Source organism: Providencia sp. 6390 (assembly GCF_058148425.1).
In genome coordinates, this window is the sequence record NZ_JBYVYL010000009.1 from 201718 (window position 1) to 222712 (window position 20995).

Annotated in this window: 14 protein-coding genes; 4 read left to right on the forward strand and 10 right to left on the reverse strand. The window is 40.3% G+C overall.

What is annotated here, in order from left to right:
* Positions 1–88 precede the first annotated feature (88 nt).
* On the forward strand, positions 89–1465 hold the full coding sequence (gene lysC, locus AC3Z9T_RS17965; protein ID WP_490127463.1) for a lysine-sensitive aspartokinase 3: 1377 nt from the start codon (positions 89–91) through the stop codon (positions 1463–1465).
* Positions 1466–1666: 201 nt separating this feature from the next.
* Here lysC and AC3Z9T_RS17970 read toward each other — a convergent pair whose 3' ends face one another.
* The 3 genes from AC3Z9T_RS17970 to metH all read right to left on the reverse strand — a co-directional run bounded on the left by AC3Z9T_RS17970 (position 1667) and on the right by metH (position 7589).
* Positions 1667–3127, reverse strand: a complete 1461-nt coding sequence (locus AC3Z9T_RS17970) for a tetratricopeptide repeat protein (protein WP_490127464.1) — start codon at positions 3125–3127, stop codon at positions 1667–1669.
* Positions 3128–3259: 132 nt separating this feature from the next.
* Positions 3260–3847 carry a hypothetical protein gene (locus AC3Z9T_RS17975; protein WP_490127465.1) on the reverse strand — a complete coding sequence of 196 codons (588 nt, stop codon included), beginning with the start codon at positions 3845–3847 and terminating at the stop codon, positions 3260–3262.
* A gap of 58 nt (positions 3848–3905) precedes the next feature.
* Positions 3906–7589, reverse strand: a complete 3684-nt coding sequence (gene metH, locus AC3Z9T_RS17980; RefSeq protein ID WP_490127466.1) for a methionine synthase — start codon at positions 7587–7589, stop codon at positions 3906–3908.
* Positions 7590–7938: 349 nt separating this feature from the next.
* On the opposite strand from metH, the gene iclR reads away from it, so the two are divergent.
* The gene (gene iclR / locus AC3Z9T_RS17985; protein WP_490127467.1) at positions 7939–8769 is read left to right on the forward strand and encodes a glyoxylate bypass operon transcriptional repressor IclR; all 831 of its coding nucleotides are present in this window, start codon (positions 7939–7941) and stop codon (positions 8767–8769) included.
* Positions 8770–8838: 69 nt separating this feature from the next.
* On the opposite strand, the gene AC3Z9T_RS17990 is transcribed toward iclR, so the two are convergent.
* The 3 genes from AC3Z9T_RS17990 to AC3Z9T_RS18000 all read right to left on the reverse strand — a co-directional run bounded on the left by AC3Z9T_RS17990 (position 8839) and on the right by AC3Z9T_RS18000 (position 11533).
* Positions 8839–9717 (reverse strand): N-acetylmuramoyl-L-alanine amidase, encoded by an 879-nt coding sequence (locus AC3Z9T_RS17990; RefSeq protein ID WP_490127468.1) that lies wholly within the window; start codon positions 9715–9717, stop codon positions 8839–8841.
* Positions 9718–9843: 126 nt separating this feature from the next.
* The gene (locus AC3Z9T_RS17995; protein WP_490127469.1) at positions 9844–10110 is read right to left on the reverse strand and encodes a helix-turn-helix domain-containing protein; all 267 of its coding nucleotides are present in this window, start codon (positions 10108–10110) and stop codon (positions 9844–9846) included.
* 637 nt (positions 10111–10747) lie between these two features.
* Positions 10748–11533: an N-acetylmuramoyl-L-alanine amidase-like domain-containing protein gene (locus AC3Z9T_RS18000; protein ID WP_490127470.1), complete on the reverse strand. Its 786-nt coding sequence runs from the start codon at positions 11531–11533 to the stop codon at positions 10748–10750.
* Between the two features lie 330 nt (positions 11534–11863).
* On the opposite strand from AC3Z9T_RS18000, the gene edd reads away from it, so the two are divergent.
* Complete coding sequence (gene edd / locus AC3Z9T_RS18005) at positions 11864–13714, forward strand: phosphogluconate dehydratase (RefSeq protein ID WP_490127471.1); 1851 nt, start codon at positions 11864–11866, stop codon at positions 13712–13714.
* A gap of 27 nt (positions 13715–13741) precedes the next feature.
* The gene (locus AC3Z9T_RS18010) at positions 13742–14383 is read left to right on the forward strand and encodes a bifunctional 4-hydroxy-2-oxoglutarate aldolase/2-dehydro-3-deoxy-phosphogluconate aldolase (protein ID WP_490127472.1); all 642 of its coding nucleotides are present in this window, start codon (positions 13742–13744) and stop codon (positions 14381–14383) included.
* A gap of 127 nt (positions 14384–14510) precedes the next feature.
* Here AC3Z9T_RS18010 and aceK read toward each other — a convergent pair whose 3' ends face one another.
* The 4 genes from aceK to metA all read right to left on the reverse strand — a co-directional run bounded on the left by aceK (position 14511) and on the right by metA (position 20568).
* Positions 14511–16232 carry a bifunctional isocitrate dehydrogenase kinase/phosphatase gene (gene aceK / locus AC3Z9T_RS18015; protein WP_490127473.1) on the reverse strand — a complete coding sequence of 574 codons (1722 nt, stop codon included), beginning with the start codon at positions 16230–16232 and terminating at the stop codon, positions 14511–14513.
* A gap of 86 nt (positions 16233–16318) precedes the next feature.
* Entirely contained in the window at positions 16319–17626 is a 1308-nt protein-coding gene (gene aceA / locus AC3Z9T_RS18020; RefSeq protein WP_490127474.1) for an isocitrate lyase, read from the reverse strand.
* A 47-nt stretch (positions 17627–17673) separates the two neighbouring features.
* Positions 17674–19272 (reverse strand): malate synthase A, encoded by a 1599-nt coding sequence (aceB, locus tag AC3Z9T_RS18025; RefSeq protein WP_490127475.1) that lies wholly within the window; start codon positions 19270–19272, stop codon positions 17674–17676.
* 366 nt (positions 19273–19638) lie between these two features.
* Entirely contained in the window at positions 19639–20568 is a 930-nt protein-coding gene (metA, locus tag AC3Z9T_RS18030; protein ID WP_490127479.1) for a homoserine O-succinyltransferase MetA, read from the reverse strand.
* Positions 20569–20995: the final 427 nt, after the last annotated feature.

A 20995-nucleotide genomic window follows, 5' to 3' on the forward strand; every position in this document is an offset into this window, starting at 1 on the left:
TACTGATTTGCATCGATTCTTCATTGACGACATTAGCCTAACCCGATATTTCTATATGCAAAATAGTTTGCCAAAAGGGATTGATATCATGAATGCAGTAGCGTCTTTGTCAGAAAATAGTCCGTTCGTTATCGCCAAATTTGGTGGTACCAGTGTTGCCAATTTTGAAGCGATGAATAAAAGCGCTGACGTTGTTCTGTCTAATAGCAATGTCCGTGTGGTCGTGCTCTCGGCTTCAGCAGGTATCACCAATTTGTTGATTGAGCTTGCCGAAGGCTGTGACATAGACAAACGCAATGAACTACTGCAAAAAGTACAAGATATTCAATACGCTATTATTGATAAACTACAGCATGCGGATGTAATACGCGAAGAAATTGATCGTTTATTAGAAAATATCGCACATTTAGCTGATTCAGCATCACTCGCCACTTCCGATGCTCTCACCGACGAAATGGTCAGCCATGGCGAATTAATGTCAACATTACTGTTTGTTGAAGTGCTCCGCCAGCGAGGCGCAAACTCACAATGGTTTGATGTCCGTAAAGTCATGAAAACAAATGGGAGTTTTGGAAAAGCTGAGCCTGATTTACTGCAATTAAAAGAGGCGGCACAGCAGCAATTATTACCACGTCTGCAAGACAATTTAGTCATTACTCAAGGCTTTATTGGTCAAGACGGCAAAGGACGTACCACGACCTTAGGTCGAGGAGGCAGTGACTATACAGCGGCATTGCTGGCAGAAGTTCTGAATCTATCTCGCGTTGATATTTGGACGGATGTACCCGGTATCTACACTACCGATCCACGTGTTGTTCCTTCTGCACAACGTATCGATGAAATCGCTTTTGATGAAGCAGCAGAAATGGCAACGTTTGGTGCTAAAATCCTTCATCCAGCAACTTTGTTACCTGCTGTTCGCGCGGGGATCCCCGTTTTTGTTGGTTCAAGTAAAGAACCACAGGCAGGCGGTACATTGGTTTGCGATAAAACGGTCAAAGCACCACAGTTTAGAGCGCTGGCTCTGCGTCGCAAACAAACATTACTAACGTTACATAGCCTAAAAATGCTCCATGCACGCGGCTTTTTAGCAGAAATATTTACTATATTATTACGCCATAACATTTCCGTTGACCTGATCACCACTTCAGAAGTGAGTGTGGCACTGACATTGGATACAACAGGTTCGACAGGCACCAATGGTAGCTTGCTAACCAACGCATTGATGACGGAGCTTTCCGCGCTATGCCGTGTTGAGGTTGAAGAGGATCTCGCGCTGGTGGCGATTATTGGTAATGAACTGTCTCAAGTGAATGGCTTAGGCAAACAAATTTTCGGTGCCTTAGAGTCATTTAATATTCGGATGATCAGCTACGGTGCAAGCAGCCATAATATCTGCTTATTAGTACCCGGCAGTGATGCAGAAGAGATTGTACGTACGCTGCATTCTAACTTGTTTGAATAAAAGTAAGGCGACTGGTATTAAAGCCGCCTCAGACCGCAGACAAACGTATTTTGTTTGTCTGCGGTCGTTAAGGTTTTTGAAATAAACAAGGAAAATCAATTCATTGATTTTCGGCTGATAACACGGAGCGGGAAAAACCACGCTTTTATCCCGCTTCGTCAACAACCTCGGGCGGCTGATATTAAAGGCCGCCTTTCCCCATTATTTTATTAGCTTCTGTACATTATCGGTATACTTCAACATTGAAGCCGTCACATCTTTATTTTCTTGTAATAGTTTTAAATTAGCTATGGCGACACTATTACCCGATTTTGCCGCTCGTTCAAACCACATCATGGCACGGAAAATGTTTTTTTCACCGCCAAGTCCTTTTGCATACATCACCGCAAGGTTATTTTGTGCATCACTCACATCTTTAAACGCTGATTGTTGCAGCAATTCACGCGCCTTTTGCGTATTCTGCTGTACCCCTGTTCCTGTTAAATAAAACAAGGCCAACTGGTTTTTAGATTGAACGTCATCTTTTTCAGAGGCGAGTAACCAACCCACCACTTTTTGGCTATCAATGTCAGGTAATTGGCCCGCAAGATAGAGCTGCGCTAATTTTATTTGTGCCTCAGTAATATCATCATCAGCCATACTCATATACCACTCTATGGCTTTGTTATGATCGGCCTTAACACCACCGAGTCCTTGTTCATAAAATTCAGCGACCCTCATGGCTGCAGGCGCGGAGCCATTATCAGCACCTTGTTGATACCAATCAAAGGCACTGACCAAATCTTTGCCTATTCCATCACCCTTTTCATAGCCCCTACCCATCGCAAATTGCGCATCTGAATTACCTTGCAGTGCCGCACGTTTGTACCAGTAAATAGCTTGATAGTCATTTTTTTCAATTAAGCGGTGACCTTCATAGTAAAAGTCCCCCATATTATTTTGCGCAGTAGCGGATCCCATATTGGCTGCTTGGCGATATAAATTAATCGCTCTTTCTTCGTCTTGTTCAACGCCTTCGCCATTTTCATACAATACAGCTAAGTTATTGACTGCTGAAGCAACACCTTGCTGAGCACTTTCTTCATACCACTCTCTGGCTTTTTGATAATCAACATCACCACCTAGCCCATCATGGTAAAACATACCCAATGCAAATTGCCCGTAGGATTGCCCTTGTTCAGCCGACTCTGAATACCATGCTTTTGCTTGTTTGTAGTCTTGCTTAACACCGAGACCGCGCTCATATAAAAAACCTAAGCCATATTGGCAATATGCATCGCCTTGTTCTGCACCTTTACGATACCAACGCGCTGCTTCTTCATATTTTTGCTGGTTTTGTGCCAAAAGGCCTAAATAATAGTCACCATCAGTGTTACCAAGATCAGATGCCTTTTTAAACCAAATAAACGCGTTTTTTAAATCAGCAGATAAATAATCAGTGCCATCCATATACACCAGCCCAACATCAAGCATGGCATCAATATCGCCCGATTCGGCTTCTTTTAATCGATTGGTAAATTCTTCAGGAAGGTTATTCTGCGGAACAGTCAGGGAGGCTGGTGATTGCTGCTTTTCTTTTACAGAGAGCATTTCTGTTGTATCTGCTTGCACAAAAGCTGTATTGCCTAGACAAAGCAACAGCATTAAAGGTCGTAAATTCATCAGTTCAGTCCATTCACCAGCATTATGTATATAACATAACACTCCTCATGAAAAAGGATAAGTGATTAAGACGTAAAATATAGGCAGAATCGCAATATTATTTGGGGGGAATTCCCCCCAATAAGCGTTTCGTTAATTGACCCGATAACCACCATGTTTGCTGGCAAACAGGTTAAATTTACCCCACTCAACTAGCAGCGCCTCTAGGGTTTCATGGCTCACTTTGCATAGACTCGCAATCTGTGACACCACAAATTGGTTTTCTCCAACCAATTCAGGTGAAAAAATTTCAGCTATCCAACCACATTCTTTCACTGTTACTAACCAACCATCATTAGTTGCGAATTTATGTACTGGTATCATGCCTTCTTTTGGACTTTCCTTCGCTAGCAGCTTGTCTTCATCCCGTTGTGCCTGATGAAAAGCATCGATCTCTTCTTGGGAAGGGATAGGATCGATAGATTGCGGATCCTCTAAGTAAAGGTAGATCTCTTCTGCCCGTGCTGGCGTTAATTCGCTGCGCAACCAAATTTTATTAAAACAATGATCATCAAGCATGTCATCCGTATCCAATTTATCCATAATTTGCAAAATGCTCATCATGGCACTGACGAAATCTTCACTCATGAAAAATGTTTCAGGCGCAGCGTTGTTTTGGATCTTGTAGGGATAAACTGCCGTCGCCGGCAGGGTATCTTCTATAATAAATTCGTAGCTCATAGCTCACAGTCTCTTTAGGTTTCCTATTCCTATAAGATGGTGCCTAATATATGAAAAATCAATCCTCTGGGTCGTAACCTAAGTTTGGTGCCAACCAACGCTCCAATTCTGTGTTCGACATGCCTTTACGCTGTGCATAATCTTCGATTTGATCACGTTGTACCTGAGCAACGGCAAAATACTTACTTTCAGGGTGGCTAAAATACCAACCTGAAACCGAAGCACCCGGCCACATGGCATAAGAGCTAGTCAGCTGCATACCAATTTGCTTTTCAACATCAAGTAACTGCCAAATTTTGGCTTTCTCTGTGTGTTCAGGGCACGCTGGATAACCCGGTGCAGGGCGGATCCCTTGATATTTTTCACGGATCAGCTCTTCGTTCGGTAAGTCTTCATCAGGTGCATAGCCCCAATACTCTTTTCTTACCTGCTGATGTAGGTATTCAGCAAATGCTTCTGCTAACCGATCTGCTAATGCTTTCAACATGATTTTATTATAGTCATCATGTTGTTGTTCATATTGGTCGGCCAATGCATCTTCTTCTAAACCACCAGTGACGGCAAATGCACCAATATAATCCGCTTGACCACTGTCTTTAGGTGCCACAAAGTCCGATAAGCAATAATTAGGAAACTCTTTTTTCTCTGTCTGTTGACGTAAATTCAATGCAACACAATTTACGTTATCACGAGTGGATGATGTGTATATTTCAACATCATCCCCCACTCGGTTAGCAGGAAACAGTCCAAAGATCCCTCTTGGCACTAAAGATTGTTTCTCTGCTAGTTGATCTAACATGGCATTAGCATCACGCAGTAATTTACGCGCTTCTTCGCCTACTATTTCATCTTCCAAAATACGTGGGTACTTGCCAGCCAGAGACCATGTCATAAAGAATGGTGTCCAATCGATGTAATGACGCAATGTTTCAATCGATGCTTGAACTTCTTTCACACCTAAAAAACGCGGCACAGGCGGCTGGTAGTTTTGCCAATCAATTTTTACTGCGTTTGCGCGAGCAACCTCCAATGAAACAGGCGGTGTTTTCGGTCTTTTACGTCCATGTTGTTCACGAACCACTTCATATTCACGGCGTGTTCGTGCCACAAACTCTTCTTTTTGTGTCGCAGAAAGTAGCGCTGAAACCACGCCTACTGTACGAGATGCGTTTTGAACATAAGTGACTGAATGACTATAGTTAGGCTCTATTTTTACTGCGGTATGAGCTTTTGATGTTGTCGCCCCGCCGATCATCAAAGGAAGTGTAAAACCTTGCCGTTCCATCTCTTTCGCAACATGTACCATTTCATCCAGTGATGGCGTGATCAAACCTGATAAGCCAATAATATCAACATTCTTTTCTCGTGCTGTTTTCAAGATAGTTTCACAAGGCACCATGACGCCTAAATCAATAATTTCATAATTATTGCACTGTAAAACAACCCCAACGATATTTTTACCTATGTCGTGAACGTCGCCTTTAACCGTGGCTAATAATATTTTACCCGCGCTGCTGCCTGACTGCTTGAGTTCTTGAATATAAGGCTCTAAGTAGGCGACAGCTTGTTTCATCACGCGAGCAGATTTAACCACTTGAGGTAAGAACATTTTGCCCTCACCAAATAAGTCACCGACAACATTCATGCCGTTCATCAATGGTCCTTCTATCACTTCGATTGGGCTAGCTGCACGCTGGCGAGCTTCTTCTGTATCTTGAGTGATAAATTCAGTGATCCCTTTTACCAAAGCGTATTCTAAACGCTTTTCAACTTCCCATGAGCGCCATTCCGCTTGCTGAATTTGTTGCTCACCACTACTGGTCGCACGATATTTTTCGGCTAGATCTAATAAACGCTCGGTGCTGTCATCACGACGGTTTAGGATCACATCCTCTACCGCATCTTTCAGCTCTGTAGGCAGATCATCGTAGATCGCTAACTGCCCTGCATTGACGATCCCCATATCCATCCCGTTACGGATCGCATAATAAAGAAACACGGCATGAATCGCTTCGCGAACAGGATCGTTGCCCCTAAATGAGAACGAAACGTTAGAAACACCACCTGAAATCATTGCATGAGGAAGCTGCTGTTTGATGTCCTGACAAACTTCAATGAAATCGACGGCATAGTTGTTGTGTTCTTCGATCCCTGTCGCTACCGCAAAAATATTAGGGTCAAAAATGATATCTTCTGGGGGGAAACCAACCGTTTCTGTTAGTACTTGATATGCACGACGACATATTTCAATTTTGCGCTCACGGGTATCTGCTTGGCCAACTTCATCAAACGCCATGACAACCACTGCCGCACCATACTTACGAACCCGTTTTGCATGTTCAATAAAAGCCGCTTCACCTTCTTTCATTGAAATAGAGTTAACGATCCCTTTGCCTTGAATACATTTGAGCCCTTTTTCAATTACATCCCACTTGGATGAGTCAATCATGATAGGCACACGGGCAATATCGGGCTCCCCTGCGATTAGATTCAAAAACCGCACCATGGCTGCCTCTGAGTCCAACATCCCTTCATCCATGTTGATATCAATAATTTGTGCACCATTTTCAACTTGTTGGCGCGCAACATCTAACGCTTCTTGGTAGTTTCCTTCTTTAATTAAACGCTTAAATTTTGCAGAGCCTGTAACGTTAGTTCGCTCACCCACATTAACAAATAGAGATTTTTCACCAATATTCAGTGGCTCTAAACCTGATAAACGGCATTCAACCGGAAGGCTTGGTAAAACTCGTGGGGCAATTCCTTGTACAGCCTCAGCCATTTTTTGAATATGTAATGGCGTTGTTCCACAGCAGCCACCTACAATATTGAGAAAACCAGCTTTCGCCCATTCATTGATTTGCTCAGCCATATTTTGTGCGTCAAGATCATATTCACCAAAAGCATTTGGTAAACCTGCGTTAGGGTGTGCACTCACATAGCATTCAGCAATGCGCGATAATTCAGAGACATATTGACGTAATTCGTCAGGGCCCAATGCACAGTTCAAACCAAATGAAATCGGTTTAGCATGACGAAGCGAGTTATAAAATGCTTCAGTCGTTTGTCCTGATAGTGTTCGCCCTGAAGCATCGGTGATAGTGCCAGAAATCATCACAGGTAATTTAATGCCCAATGATTCAAATTCAGTTTCAACGGCAAAAATAGCCGCTTTTGCATTCAAGGTATCAAAAATGGTTTCGATCATGATCAGATCAACACCACCTTTCACTAAAGCACGTGTTGATTCGCGATAGGCTTCAACAAGTTGATCAAAACTGACATTACGGTAAGCGGGATCATTAACATCAGGGGATATCGAAGCAGTTCGGTTGGTTGGGCCTAAAACACCAGCGACATAACGCGGCTTTTCAGGGGTTTTTAGTGTCCACTCATCGGCACACTCACGTGCAATGCGCGCTGCAACTTCATTAATCTCTGCGGATAACGATTCCATTTTATAATCAGCCATCGCGATAGTGGTTGAGTTAAAGGTATTAGTCTCAACGATGTCAGCGCCTGCTGAAAAATATTGGCTATGGATGTCTCTAATAATTTCAGGTTGCGTTAAAACAAGTAAATCATTATTTCCTTTGAGATCACTTGGCCAGTCAGCAAATCGTTCACCGCGAAATTGCTCTTCGCTAAGTTTATGGCGTTGGATCATGGTGCCCATAGCGCCATCCAGTACTAATATCCTCTTTTTTAATTCTTTTTCTAATTGACTGATTTTATACGACACTTGCACCGCCTCCTAAAAAACAACCACCATATACTCAAGATAATTCAAGATGCAGGTAGGCGACAAGTGAAGATAGTCGGGGAGCATAGATAAACACTGTGACTCGGCGAGCGTAGCGTAGTCCCTTAAGTCTTAACGAAAAGCCCTGCAACTTGAAGTATGACGAGTATAGTCATAAGTTAAATTATCGCTATTACCATCCTATCACAGTTTTCACATCGAGAATTCGAGCCCATGATGAGAGTTTTTCAGGTTGTCTCAGATCCAATTTTTCACTGATCCGATGAGTATTTTGGAGTGAGATCATCCATAATAGAAACAAAAATTCATTCCAGTCAGGAGAGACTTAATGGCGACTGCATCAATTAGTAAAAAAATAAAAAAGGCAAAGGGACCCGCTAGTGGCGCGCCAGCAGCAGGTCAAGTCCAGTCATTAAGCCGTGGACTAACACTTTTGGAATATATTTCTGAATCAACAGGTGGCATTGCCCTCACTGATCTTGCGCTGCAAGCTGGCTTACCCAATTCAACCACCCACCGCTTACTGATGACCTTAGAACAACATGGTTTTGTGCGCCAAACGGGTGATTTGGGGCTATGGGTGATCGCATCAAACGCATTTATCATTGGCAGCAGCTTCCTCGAAAGCCGCAATTTACTTGCATTGGTCCACCCTATCTTGCGCCGTTTAATGGATGAGTCGGGTGAAACTGTCAACTTAGCTATCCTTGATCACACTGAATTCGATGCAGTAATTGTTGACCAAGTACAATGTAACGCCTTAATGCGTATGTCAGCACCCATTGGCGGGAAATTACCCTTACATGCGTCGGGTGCAGGTAAAGCGTTTATCGCAAACTTACCAGAAGATCAGCTTATCCCACTACTCAGCAAGAAGGGGCTACATGCCTACACCCCCTACACCCTAACCACGCCATCAGCGCTAAAAGAGAACCTACAGCAAGCCAAAAAACAAGGTTTTTCTTATGATGATGAAGAGCATGCATTAGGTCTAAGATGCATCGGTGCATGTATTTATGATGAACATAAAGAAGCCTTTGCCGCCATTTCCATCTCAGGTCCGCTATCGCGCATCACCGATGATCGTGTGACAGAGTTAGGGGCGATGGTGATCAAAGCAGCGAAAGAGATCAGCCGCGAGTACGGTGCGATCCGCTAATTTGGATCTTAATAAACTATTGAAAGTCAAAGGCATGTGATATGTTACATGCCTAACTACTAAATTTCATTAATCCCTTTCTTGAGGCCAATTCTCAAGTTGATGTGAGGACAAAAACTGAGCTATATTGCGATACTTTTCAATTAATGCAAAAGCAATCGCTTCTGTTTCTGCATCCGCTTGACCATCAATATTACGTGGGCGAAAATGCATTTGGAATGCACTGATCGTTTTTTGTGTCGCTGTATCTAATTGACCTGAAAGAGGAATGTCAGCATAACCATAAAACTTGAGCGCTTTTTGCAATAATAAAATGTTGCTAGGCTCATCTACAGGTCTATTTGATAAATAGTTTGTGACTGTTTTTGCATCTGGCCAAGCGCCAATACCTTGTTTTGACAATGCCTCCCAAGGGAACGCTCTACCAGGATCTTCCTTACGTAACGGTGCAATATCACTGTGACCAATAATGTTTTCAGGTGGTATTTGATAACGCTGCATAATATCTTTAACCAGCGGAATTAATGCTGAAATCTGCGATGGATTAAACGGTGCCCATGTTCTATTACCATTTTGATCATCTTTATATCCTGCATTGACAATTTCAATACCAATTGACGTGTCATTCAAGCCTGTACGATGAAGCCAAGAGCTAGCCCCCGCATGCCATGCTCTTAAGTTTTCTGGCACCAGCTGTAAAATAACTGGTTTATTATTGTTATATTGAGGCTGGTTCAGGATCAAATAATGCGAGCTAACTTTTCCTTTAGTTAGCAGGTAGAGAGAGCGCTCATCATCAGAAACGGTATAATGCAGGATCACATATTGTATCCTTTGATTACTATTCTGTGATGGGTGATTTGTATCAACATAGTAACCTGTTTGTGGCGAAAATGTTGAGCAACCTGAGAACAAAAATATTAAAAAAAACAATAAATTACGTAACATTCAAAAATCCTTTTATAGTACCTTTAATTTACATTTATTTTATTGTACCTTTTTATTTGCTCACAAAAATACACAAAACGCCAACAAAACCCTGTTTTAGGTAATAGTTCATCCGAAATAATATCATTATTGGGCAACTATCCCTTTTTCATGTTCGATTTCTGTTGTAATTACTTTAACAATGTCCCCCACATCAATGTCCAGAAATACAACAATTTCGATAAGCTTATCTAAACTTAATTTATTAATACCACGCTCATAACGGGATATCTGTTGTTGACTTAAATTAATAATATCCGCTAATTCATTTCCCGATAAACCTTTTTGCATTCTTGCTTTGCGTAAGTGATGCCCTAATAAGACATATACATTTTTTCTTTTTGTTATAACCATATCCCTCTCCTAAAATAGGAAATATACTCTAAATAATTCGAGGTGCAGTTAGGCGACAAGTGAATGAGTCGCTGGGAGCCTACATAAGTAGGTGACTAGTGCGAGTGAACGTAGTCAACAACACTGCAACTTGAAGTATGACGAGTATAGGTATTATTTTTGTATTCACTCTATTATAGGATGTCGAATGTCTATTAGAAATAGTTCAAAACAATTAAATTAATAAAAATTAATAGGTTAAAGTTATTAACCAAATAATACAGTTATTATCTTTTAATTATTTAATAGTAATTCATTGCTTTTAAATCACTTTTTATTTTTCAAAACAATATAAATATTTTTATAATTAATTATTTACATTCGACATATTCATAACTATTTACACTTTAAATAATCATAGAAATAGTTAGAAACTTAAAAAAATAACTTTATTTCTCATCCGAAGAGTAATGATAAAGATAATATGATATAGATCATACTTTAACGAAAAAAAAATAATAACTAGAAATAGTGTTTCTGTAAAAATAGTAACCACATTGACGACATAATATTATAAACTTAATAACTGCAATATCACTAACAAAAATAGAAATACAAAACGAAAAATTAAATGATATTTAATGTGAAAGGTTAAAAATCAATCTAACCGACTGAGTTGTGACCTCAGGACGACTATTCCTGCTTTCCCTTGCAGGTATTGCTCTAACTCTATATCGCTCACTTTCAAAACTCGTTTCAACGAAGAGGCATTTCTAAAATAAATTTTGTCATCCTGACGAATAGCTATCCCAACATGGCTAACATCTAATTCAGGTTTATTCGAATAAATACCAATATAGTCACCTGTTTGTATCGCACCTAAAACAGAATTATTAATATATTTTGTTGGAATGTATCTAACTAACCGATTAGTCATAGGTAGCCCTTTCATTAGCAACTGCCCATTACTTTTTTGATTAAGTATTTTATTTACCGCAATTGAATTTGGACTAATAAGCGTGGTGACATCAATGACAGAACCATCCGCTTGCTGTAACCAGTCGGTAAAAAAATGCCGACGCTCAACATACGAAATTCCATTCTCTGAATAGCGAATTTTTGCTAGGTTACGAATAAAACCATCGTAATCATTAGAACGTTTGAAAGCTTCTGTATACTCAATAAACGTCATACAATCCATTGATTTTAAATTTACAATTAACTTTTCTTCAGCGGTCATTTGTGAATTCAATGTTCGGTTATTATAAGGTGTACCAAGTAAGCTTTCAGTTATCACCTTCACCCGTAACTCAGGTTCTAAGCCTAACGCCTGTTGCTGAATATTATTCAGGATCGAAAGTGACCCTGACTCCAAGAGCACAGATCCTGCATAAGCCACTGAAGAAGTAAAAAGTAGCATTGCTACAACTAACCGTTTTAGCATGAAATTTCCATTAACATCAATTGAGATATCTACTCATTACTAGACCACAATTTTGTTATTTAATTCCATTCGCAACAGCTCAATAACATAGTTTAGCCAAGCAAATAACTACTTACAGTAAAGAAAACGCCTAGGTTTGGTACCTCTCTTAAATAATCTTGATTCAGATCACAGATGACTCGAAATTTGTCTATCAACCATTGCAACTATTGCCATTTCAAGAAACAATGTTACCGGTAACATACAGTGAATGACAAAAAGATTTTTAGCGTATATACCCGATAAATGCCGAGTTAATCGAAAAAAATCTCTATTATAAGGTCAGTAATCATGAGCAATTCCAGTACAATAGAAAAACATCCTCCTACCGTTCATCCTGAAATCATGCGCATCACAGAGCGGATTATTGAACGTTCAAAAAATACACGTGTACGCTACCTTAAAAAAATCGAACAAGCTCGAAGCAGTACTGTGCATCGAGCTGAGCTAGCTTGCGGCAATCTTGCTCATGGATTCGCAGCTTGCCAACCTGAAGATAAAAATATCCTCAAAAGCATGACACGCTCTGACATTGCAATCATCAATTCTTATAATGATATGCTGTCAGCTCACCGCCCTTATGATAGTTACCCAGAACGCTTAAAAAAAGCACTCCTTGAAGCAGGTGCAATTGGTCAAGTCGCAGCGGGTGTTCCTGCAATGTGCGACGGCGTTACTCAAGGGCAAGATGGTATGGAACTCTCCTTGCTAAGCCGCGATGTCATTGCAATGTCTACCGCGATTGGGCTGTCACATAATATGTTTGATGGTGCTTTATATCTCGGAATTTGCGATAAAATTGTTCCCGGCCTCATGATGGGCGCTCTTTCTTTTGGTCATCTTCCTGCTATTTTTGTTCCTGCTGGCCCAATGGCAACGGGTTTGCCTAATAAAGAAAAAGTACGGATCCGCCAGCTCTATGTGGAAGGAAAGGTTGATCGCAATGCACTACTAGAAGCTGAAGCTGCCTCTTATCACGGTATTGGTACTTGTACCTTTTATGGGACAGCGAATTCAAATCAAATGGTTATGGAAGTCATGGGGCTTCACTTACCCGGCTCTTCCTTTGTGCAGCCTGATTCTCCTTTACGTGATGCGTTAACTGATGCAGCAGCACGTCAGATCACTCGATTAACAGAACAATCAGGCAATTATTTACCTATTGGCAAACTTGTTGATGAAAAGGTGATCGTAAATGGGATTATTGCCTTACTCGCCACAGGGGGATCAACGAATCTAACTATGCATCTCGTTGCTATTGCACGAGCAGCAGGCATCATTATTAATTGGGATGATTTTTCAGAGCTATCAGCCATTATTCCATTGATTTGTCGTATCTATCCGAATGGACAAGCTGATATCAATCAATTCCAAGCCGCAGGCGGTGTTGCTCTACTGATCCGACAGCTATTATCTAAAGGCTTATTGCATGAAGATGTCCATACTGTCGCAGGCTATGGCCTCTCTCGTTACACCATGGAACCATGGCTGGATGATGCCGTTTTAGCATGGCGTGAAGGTGCTAAAACCTCATTTGATCAACAAGTGATCTCAGATATTAATCAACCTTTCTCTCAACACGGGGGAACAAAGGTTTTGGCTGGTAATTTAGGTCGCGCAGTGATGAAAACATCAGCGATACCGGAAGAAAACCAACTGATCGAAGCACCTGCTGTCGTATTTAACAATCAGCACGATATTTTACCCGTTTTTGAATCTGGAGCGCTAAATCGAGACTGTGTTATTGTTGTGCGCTTTCAAGGACCTTCTGCAAATGGTATGCCAGAGCTACACAAGTTAATGCCGCCGCTGGGCGTGTTAATGGATAGAGGCTATAAGGTTGCTCTTGTCACTGATGGTCGCTTGTCAGGTGCATCAGGCAAAGTACCCGCAGCGATCCATGTAACTCCTGAAGCTCATAATGATGGACTGCTAGCTAAAGTACATGATGGTGATCTGATCCGCGTCAATGGTTTGACCGGTGAATTAACACTGTTAGTTGATGAGCAAGAACTTGCTAACCGCCCAGCCTATCAACCTGATTTAAGTTCGGAACATTCAGGCTGTGGCCGTGAATTATTTGGGGCACTTAGAAGCCATTTTTCAGGTGCCGAAGAAGGTGCTTGTAGTATTAATTTTTAAATTATTTCAACGAATTAGGGAAATATTATGCATAATTGGAAACTCGCTGCTGTAGATGTGCTCAATGCAGGCCCTGTCGTTCCTGTCATTGTAATTAATAAACTTGAGCAAGCCGTTCCGCTTGCAAAAGCACTAGTAAAAGGTGGCGTGAAAGTCCTTGAAGTAACACTAAGAACAGAGTGTGCCGTTGAAGCAATTCGTTTAATTGCCAAGGAAGTACCTGAGGCTATTATTGGGGCAGGAACGGTTATCAATGCTCAACAACTCGCGGCTGTCACCAAAGCAGGTGCTCAATTTGCCATCAGCCCAGGTCTCACTGAAGAGTTACTCAGTGCAGCAACGCAAGGAACTATTCCGTTGATCCCTGGAATTTCAACCGTCTCTGAATTAATGTTAGGTATGAATTACGGATTAAAAGAATTTAAATTCTTCCCAGCTGAGGCTAATGGTGGAGTTAAAGCCCTTAAAGCGATAGCAGGACCTTTTTCACAAGTAAAATTCTGCCCTACAGGTGGGATCTCGCCAGCAAACTACCGTGATTATTTAGCATTAAATAGTGTGCTATGTATTGGTGGCTCATGGCTAGTTCCTGAAGATGCTTTAGAAGCGGGTGATTACCAACGTATCACCCAACTTGCAGAGCAAGCGGTGAGTGGTGCCAAGTTATAATAACCACCATTCAGTTAAGGTATTGAAATAAACACAAACAATCAATTTATTGATTTTTAGTGAATAATACGGAGCGAGAAAAATCATGTTTTCATCTCGCTTCGTTAATAACCTTAACCATTACAACTTATTGGGCGTGGGTAAAGCGCAGCTCTTCACGGTACGCATAGACATCCTCAATATAGCCGTTACGAATTCTCTCTTGTAAGCCTTGCCAATATTGAGCCGTGAACAGCTCCGCATGTTTCTGCTGCAAATAGGCACATACTTTGGGGTCTTGACATAAAAATTGAGGAAATTCCTCAGGGAAAACATCATTTTCAGCCACGCTATACCAAGGCTCACTGGCAAGCTCTTGCTCAGGGTACATAGGCTCTGGTATTTTCCGGAAATTAACTTCACTCATATAACAAATTTCATCGTAATCATAAAAGATCACACGACCATGGCGAGTCACTCCAAAATTTTTAAACAACATATCACCGGGAAAAATGTTCGCAGCAGCAAGCTGTTTAATCGCTTGGCCATACTCATCAATGGCATGAAGTAACTGCCCTTCATTTGCATCATCCATATAAATATTCAATGGTGTCATTTTTCGTTCCATATACAAATGGCGAATTAATATTTTCTCCCCTAAATCTTCAATCAATGAAGGTGCTTCTTTTAATAATTCCGCCATCAATTCATCACTCATAAAACGTTTATCAATAATAAAGTTTTCAAACTCTTGCGTATCAGCCATACGCCCGACGCGATCATGTTCTTTAACTAAACGGTAGCACTCCTGTACACGCTCCCGAGTGACTTCTTTTTGTGGAGCAAACTTATCTTTAATCAACTTAAAAACACGGTCAAACGAAGGAGAAGTGAATACTAACATCACCATCCCCTTAACCCCTGGGGCAATGGTGAATTGTTCACGAGAAAAATTAATGAAAGCCAAATATTCACGATAGTATTCCGTCTTACCATGTTTTTGACAACCAATTGCCATATACAGTTCTGCTATTGATTTACTTGGTAAAATCTCTCGTAGCCAAAACACTAAGGCTGCTGGGTATGGGGCATAAACCATGAAGTAGGAACGAGCAAAACCAAAAACAATACTCGCCTCATCAAACCCCGTTAAACAGGTATCAATGTAGATTTCACTATTTGTATTACGATGAATAGGTAGTAAAAATGGGTGAACCTCATTGTTGACCACTAATTTTCCAACTAACCAAGCCGCTTTGTTACGATAAAATAGCTCATTAACAATGTGAAATGACACTGTTTCATTAGTAATATTAGTGAATCGCTGCATTAACGCATCAACAACACATTGCACATCACCAGATAAAGATTGCCACTTTAACCTCAAAGGCAATGCGCCTAAGATCCCTGTTAGTACCTCATATAAATTACTATTAACATGATATTCTTTGGTTAATGGACGAGGTAAATCACTGAAACGACGAGCAGGCTGTGACGTAAAAATAAATAGATTGTCTTGGGTTAATTCACGATGCTTAAATAAACGGCAATAAACGGAATTAAAAAAGCTTTCAGCAATTTCAAAACGTGGGTAGCCTGGCAGTAATGAAGTAAAAACATGCTTAATTTTTGATATCATTTCGGGCGTTAATGATTGAGATAGCCCCATAAACTGCAGCTGAGCAACAACCAACCCTACATGATGATCATAAAGCTTTATCCTTTGTTTCATCGCATCTTGAACAGCATGCCAATCTGCCCGCTCGAACCGCTCTTGAGCCCCAGAGGTAATTTCTAAGAAACGACCATATTGAGCATCAAAGCCTTGCAAGATAGTTTGTGAGATGATTTGTTCAGTCGATAATGTCATAGCGGCTCCCGATAAAAAATGGCACTCTAAAGTGCCAATAAAACAAACAGATATCTATGAACAAAAGAAAAACATGCTTAGCTTAGTTAAAACTGCTCTTCTTCCGTTGAGCCTGTTAGCGCTGTAACTGATGAGGTTCCACCTTGGATCACCGTAGTCACTTTATCGAAGTAACCCGTTCCCACCTCCTGCTGATGTGAAGAGAAAGTATAGCCTTGCTTAATTGCAGCAAATTCGCGCTCTTGCACTTTCTCAACATAATGTTTCATCCCTTCGCCTTGTGCGTAAGCATGTGCCAAATCAAACATGTTGAACCACATACTGTGAATACCCGCTAATGTGATAAATTGGAAGCGATAACCCATTGCTGAAAGTTCATCTTGGAAACGAGCTATCGTTGCGTCATCCAAATTCTTCTTCCAGTTGAAAGAAGGTGAACAGTTATAGGCTAATAATTTATCTGGATATTGCTCATGGATAGCCTCAGCAAATTGTCGAGCAGCCTCTAAATCAGGCTTTGATGTTTCACACCAGACTAAATCTGCATAAGGTGCATACGCCAGCCCACGGCTGATTGCTTGCTCAATTCCTGCATTTGTTCTGAAAAAACCTTCGTTAGTTCTTTCGCCTGTAATAAAATCAGCATCATAAGGATCACAATCGGATGTTAATAAATCCGCAGCATCAGCATCAGTTCTAGCTATGAGGATCGTAGGCACTCCAGAAACATCAGCAGCTAAACGTGCAGCAACCAATTTTTGTACGGCTTCTTGTGTAGGCACCAGCACCTTCCCCCCCATATGGCCACATTTTTTAACTGCAGCCAATTGATCTTCAAAGTGCACAGCTGCAGCGCCAGCCTCAATCATCCCTTTCATCAATTCGAAAGCATTCAGTACCCCACCAAACCCCGCCTCTGCATCAGCAACGATTGGCAGAAAGAAATCGATATATTCTTTATTTTCAGGACCAATTCCATTTGCCCACTGGATCTGATCTGCTCGGCGAAAAGTATTATTAATCTTCTTCACCACCGATGGCACAGAATCAACAGGGTATAATGATTGATCTGGATACATACTTGATGCGGTATTAGCATCAGCAGCGACTTGCCAACCAGAAAGATAGATAGCTTCAATACCAGCTTTCGCCTGCTGTAGAGCTTGGCCACCAGTTAATGCACCTAGAGCATTCACATAGCCTTTCTTAGAATTACCATGCAGTTGATCCCATAACCGTTGCGCGCCTTTAGTCGCTAAAGTATGTTCAGGATTCACTGACCCACGCAGCTTCACCACTTCTTCAGCACTATAAGGGCGAGTGACCCCTTTCCAACGTGCTTTTTTCCACTCGTTTTCTAACTGGGTTATCTGCTCTGCGCGTGATGTCGTCATGTTGATATTCCTTATAATGTAGGGTAGTTCGGATATTTTTATATCTATTAATCAATAAGTTGGTAACCAGGAATGGTTAAGAATTCAATTAATTCATCCTGCGTTGTGATCCTTCGCATTAAGTCTGCCGCTTCACGGAAACGACCATGTTGGAAGCGTTGATCACCAAGCTCTTTTTGAATCACCTGTAACTCTTCATCTAACATCTCTTCAAAAAGTGCTTTAGTGACTTTCTCACCATTTGAAAGCGATTTACCATGGCGTATCCATTGCCAAATAGAAGTACGAGAAATTTCTGCCGTTGCCGCATCTTCCATCAGCCCATAAATAGGCACGCACCCATTGCCTGAAATCCATGCCTCAATGTACTGAACTGCAACACGAATATTTGCCCGCATACCTGCCTCAGTTCTTTCACCATCACAAGGCTGTAATAACTCTTGAGCACTAATTGTTTGATCCGATTCACGTGAAATGTGCAGCTGATTTGTATGTTCACCAAACGCTTGGTTAAACACATTCATTACCGTGTCAGCAAGCCCTGGATGGGCTACCCATGAGCCATCATGGCCATTACTTGCTTCAAGTTCTTTATCCGCTTTAACCTTAGCTAATATCGCTTTATTTTCTTCTTCATCTTTACTTGGAATAAAAGCAGACATGCCGCCCATCGCAAAGGCACCTCTGCGATGGCATGTTTTGATCAACAAGCGTGAGTAAGCACTTAAGAATGATTGAGTCATTGTCACTACCTGCCGGTCAGGTAGCACTTTATCTGAATGCTCTTTTAGTGTTTTGATATAACTAAAAATATAATCCCAGCGCCCACAATTTAGCCCAACAATGTGGTGACGCATGTAATACAAAATTTCATCCATTTGGAAAACAGCTGGCAATGTTTCAATCAAAACAGTCGCCTTAATCGTTCCTCGTGGTAAACCTACAATGTCTTCCGCGGCACTAAATACATCGCTCCACCATTTAGCTTCCTGCCAAGACTCAAGTTTAGGTATATAGAAATAAGGACCACTGCCTTTCGCTAATAGCGCAGCGTGGTTATGGAAAAAATAGAGTGCAAAGTCGAATAAGCCACCAGGGATTGGCTTGCCTTCAAATAAAACATGCTTTTCATCTAAATGTAGGCCACGTACACGAGCAATTAAAACAGCAGGATCTGATTTTAGTTGGTAAACTTTGCCGTTTTCATTGGTATAGGAAATATCGCCTCTTATCGCATCGCTCAAATTTATTTGGCCATCGATCAATTTATCCCAAGATGGAGAAAGCGAATCTTCAAAATCGGCCATAAAAACTTTAACATTTGCATTCAGTGCATTTATCACCATTTTTCGCTCAACAGGCCCTGTTATCTCAACACGACGATCTTGCAGATCTTCAGGTATGTTTTGAATTTTCCAGCCACTACTTTTAATGGAATCGGTTTCTGAAATAAATTCAGGAAGCATACCTGAATCAATTCGTTGCTGCTTAACCAATCTTTCTTTTAATAGCAAATCTCTACTAGCTGAGAACTTCTCTACTAGTTCAGAAAGAAATGTAATAGTTTCAGCTGTTAGTACGCTGCGATCTTGCTGATTAAAGCTGTTGATGAATGTTAAATTTGATGTTGATAATTGCTGCTCCATAGATCAATCCTCATTCTTATCTGCCGATAGAATTAAGACTAACTCAAAATAAAAATAAATCAAAAACAGTTTCCATTTTAATTTAAAATATACACATCACATTGTTTTTAATGAAGTTTAATTGCAATTTAATTATGATTAATAATTCCTTTTCCGCAACAACCTATGTTAAAGATACGTTAAATCAATGTGTTGCATAAGAAACAATTTTTATCAGCTTATATCGAAAAACAAAAAAAGCAGCCATTCTTAATGGCTGCTTTATCTATATCAACGGCAATATAACAACATTTATATCTAAGAAAAATTAGAAATTATAAATATTAATTTAAATTATAATAAATTATTGGTTATTAATTTTTAATTTCAATCCAGTGTCGGTTTCATATGAGTAAGATCAAACGGTGTGATCTGATACACAAAATAGTTTAACCAATTTGAAAAAAGTAGGTGCCCGTGACTTCGCCAACTGATAATGGGAGAGTTTTCCGGATTATTATCTTTGAAATAATTACATGGAATATTTGGCGAAATCCCAGCGCTAACATCACGATAATATTCTTGTGCTAAAGTATCACCATCATATTCAGGATGACCTGTGACAAATGCAAGCCTCTTATCTTTGGAAGCAAACAGGTATGCCCCTGCCTCTTGAGAGCTAGCGAGTATATCTAAATCAGTGTGCTGACGAATAAGATTTTCAGGAAAGTCAGCATAACGAGAGTGTGGTGCATAAAATGTCCCATCAAACCCTCTGGTTAATAAAGAAAAAGGCTCTAATGTATCATGCTGATATATTCCTGATAGCTTTTCTTCACGCGTCCATTTGGGTAGATCATAGAGAACTTTAAGAGCTGCCTGCACTGCCCAACAAACAAACAATGTTGAAGTCACATGCTCCTTTGCCCAATGAATGACTTCCTCTATTTGCTGCCAATACGCTACATCATTAAATTCAACCAACCCTAAAGGCGCACCTGTAACAATTAATCCATCAAAGTTGTGTTCTCTAATGTCTTCAAAGTCGCAGTAAAATGTATTTAAATGCTCTGTTGGCGTATTTTTGGATTCACGTTGATCAATTCTCAGTAACTGAATATCAACCTGCAGTGGAGTATTAGATAACAAACGTAAAAATTGATTTTCAGTCTCAATTTTTTTAGGCATTAAATTAAGTATTAATACTTTCAAGGGGCGGATCTCCTGAAGACTTGCTCTTGTCGTTGTCATGACAAAAACATTTTCTTCTCGTAAGAAATTTACCGCGGGCAACTCATCTGGTAAACGAATTGGCATCATTCATCCCCTTTTATACACTTATACGTTTAGACTTCTAGAATGCCAAATAATCTAACGAATGTTGTCACAGTTGTCGAGCCTTTCAACTCAAATTGAAATAATTTCAAGTAATTAGTAGACAATTTTCTATAACTACAAATATAGCATAACAGCAACCCATTGATTATAAACATATAATACGAATAGCTGCCATTTTATATAATTCAAAATTTGTTAGAGCTTTTTATTATATTTTATACGTATGATCTGGAGGGATGCGGGAAAAAATTATGCATAACAATTTATCAAACACGATAAGTATGAAGCCATTTTTATGACTTATATATTGATATTAATAGTGAAGTAAAAAACAATCTCGCTCAAAAACGGTTTATTTAACCATTTAAATAAATTAATTTATAAAATATTCATTGTTAAAGCTATC

Coding starts and splice junctions, on each gene's coding strand:
- lysC (WP_490127463.1), top strand. CDS start 89: ATGAATGCAGTAGCGTCTTTGTCAGAAAATAGTCCGTTCGTTATCGCC.
- AC3Z9T_RS17970 (WP_490127464.1), bottom strand. CDS start 3,127: ATGAATTTACGACCTTTAATGCTGTTGCTTTGTCTAGGCAATACAGCT.
- AC3Z9T_RS17975 (WP_490127465.1), bottom strand. CDS start 3,847: ATGAGCTACGAATTTATTATAGAAGATACCCTGCCGGCGACGGCAGTT.
- iclR (WP_490127467.1), top strand. CDS start 7,939: ATGGCGACTGCATCAATTAGTAAAAAAATAAAAAAGGCAAAGGGACCC.
- AC3Z9T_RS17990 (WP_490127468.1), bottom strand. CDS start 9,717: ATGTTACGTAATTTATTGTTTTTTTTAATATTTTTGTTCTCAGGTTGC.
- AC3Z9T_RS17995 (WP_490127469.1), bottom strand. CDS start 10,110: ATGGTTATAACAAAAAGAAAAAATGTATATGTCTTATTAGGGCATCAC.
- AC3Z9T_RS18000 (WP_490127470.1), bottom strand. CDS start 11,533: ATGCTAAAACGGTTAGTTGTAGCAATGCTACTTTTTACTTCTTCAGTG.
- edd (WP_490127471.1), top strand. CDS start 11,864: ATGAGCAATTCCAGTACAATAGAAAAACATCCTCCTACCGTTCATCCT.
- AC3Z9T_RS18010 (WP_490127472.1), top strand. CDS start 13,742: ATGCATAATTGGAAACTCGCTGCTGTAGATGTGCTCAATGCAGGCCCT.
- aceK (WP_490127473.1), bottom strand. CDS start 16,232: ATGACATTATCGACTGAACAAATCATCTCACAAACTATCTTGCAAGGC.
- aceA (WP_490127474.1), bottom strand. CDS start 17,626: ATGACGACATCACGCGCAGAGCAGATAACCCAGTTAGAAAACGAGTGG.
- aceB (WP_490127475.1), bottom strand. CDS start 19,272: ATGGAGCAGCAATTATCAACATCAAATTTAACATTCATCAACAGCTTT.
- metA (WP_490127479.1), bottom strand. CDS start 20,568: ATGCCAATTCGTTTACCAGATGAGTTGCCCGCGGTAAATTTCTTACGA.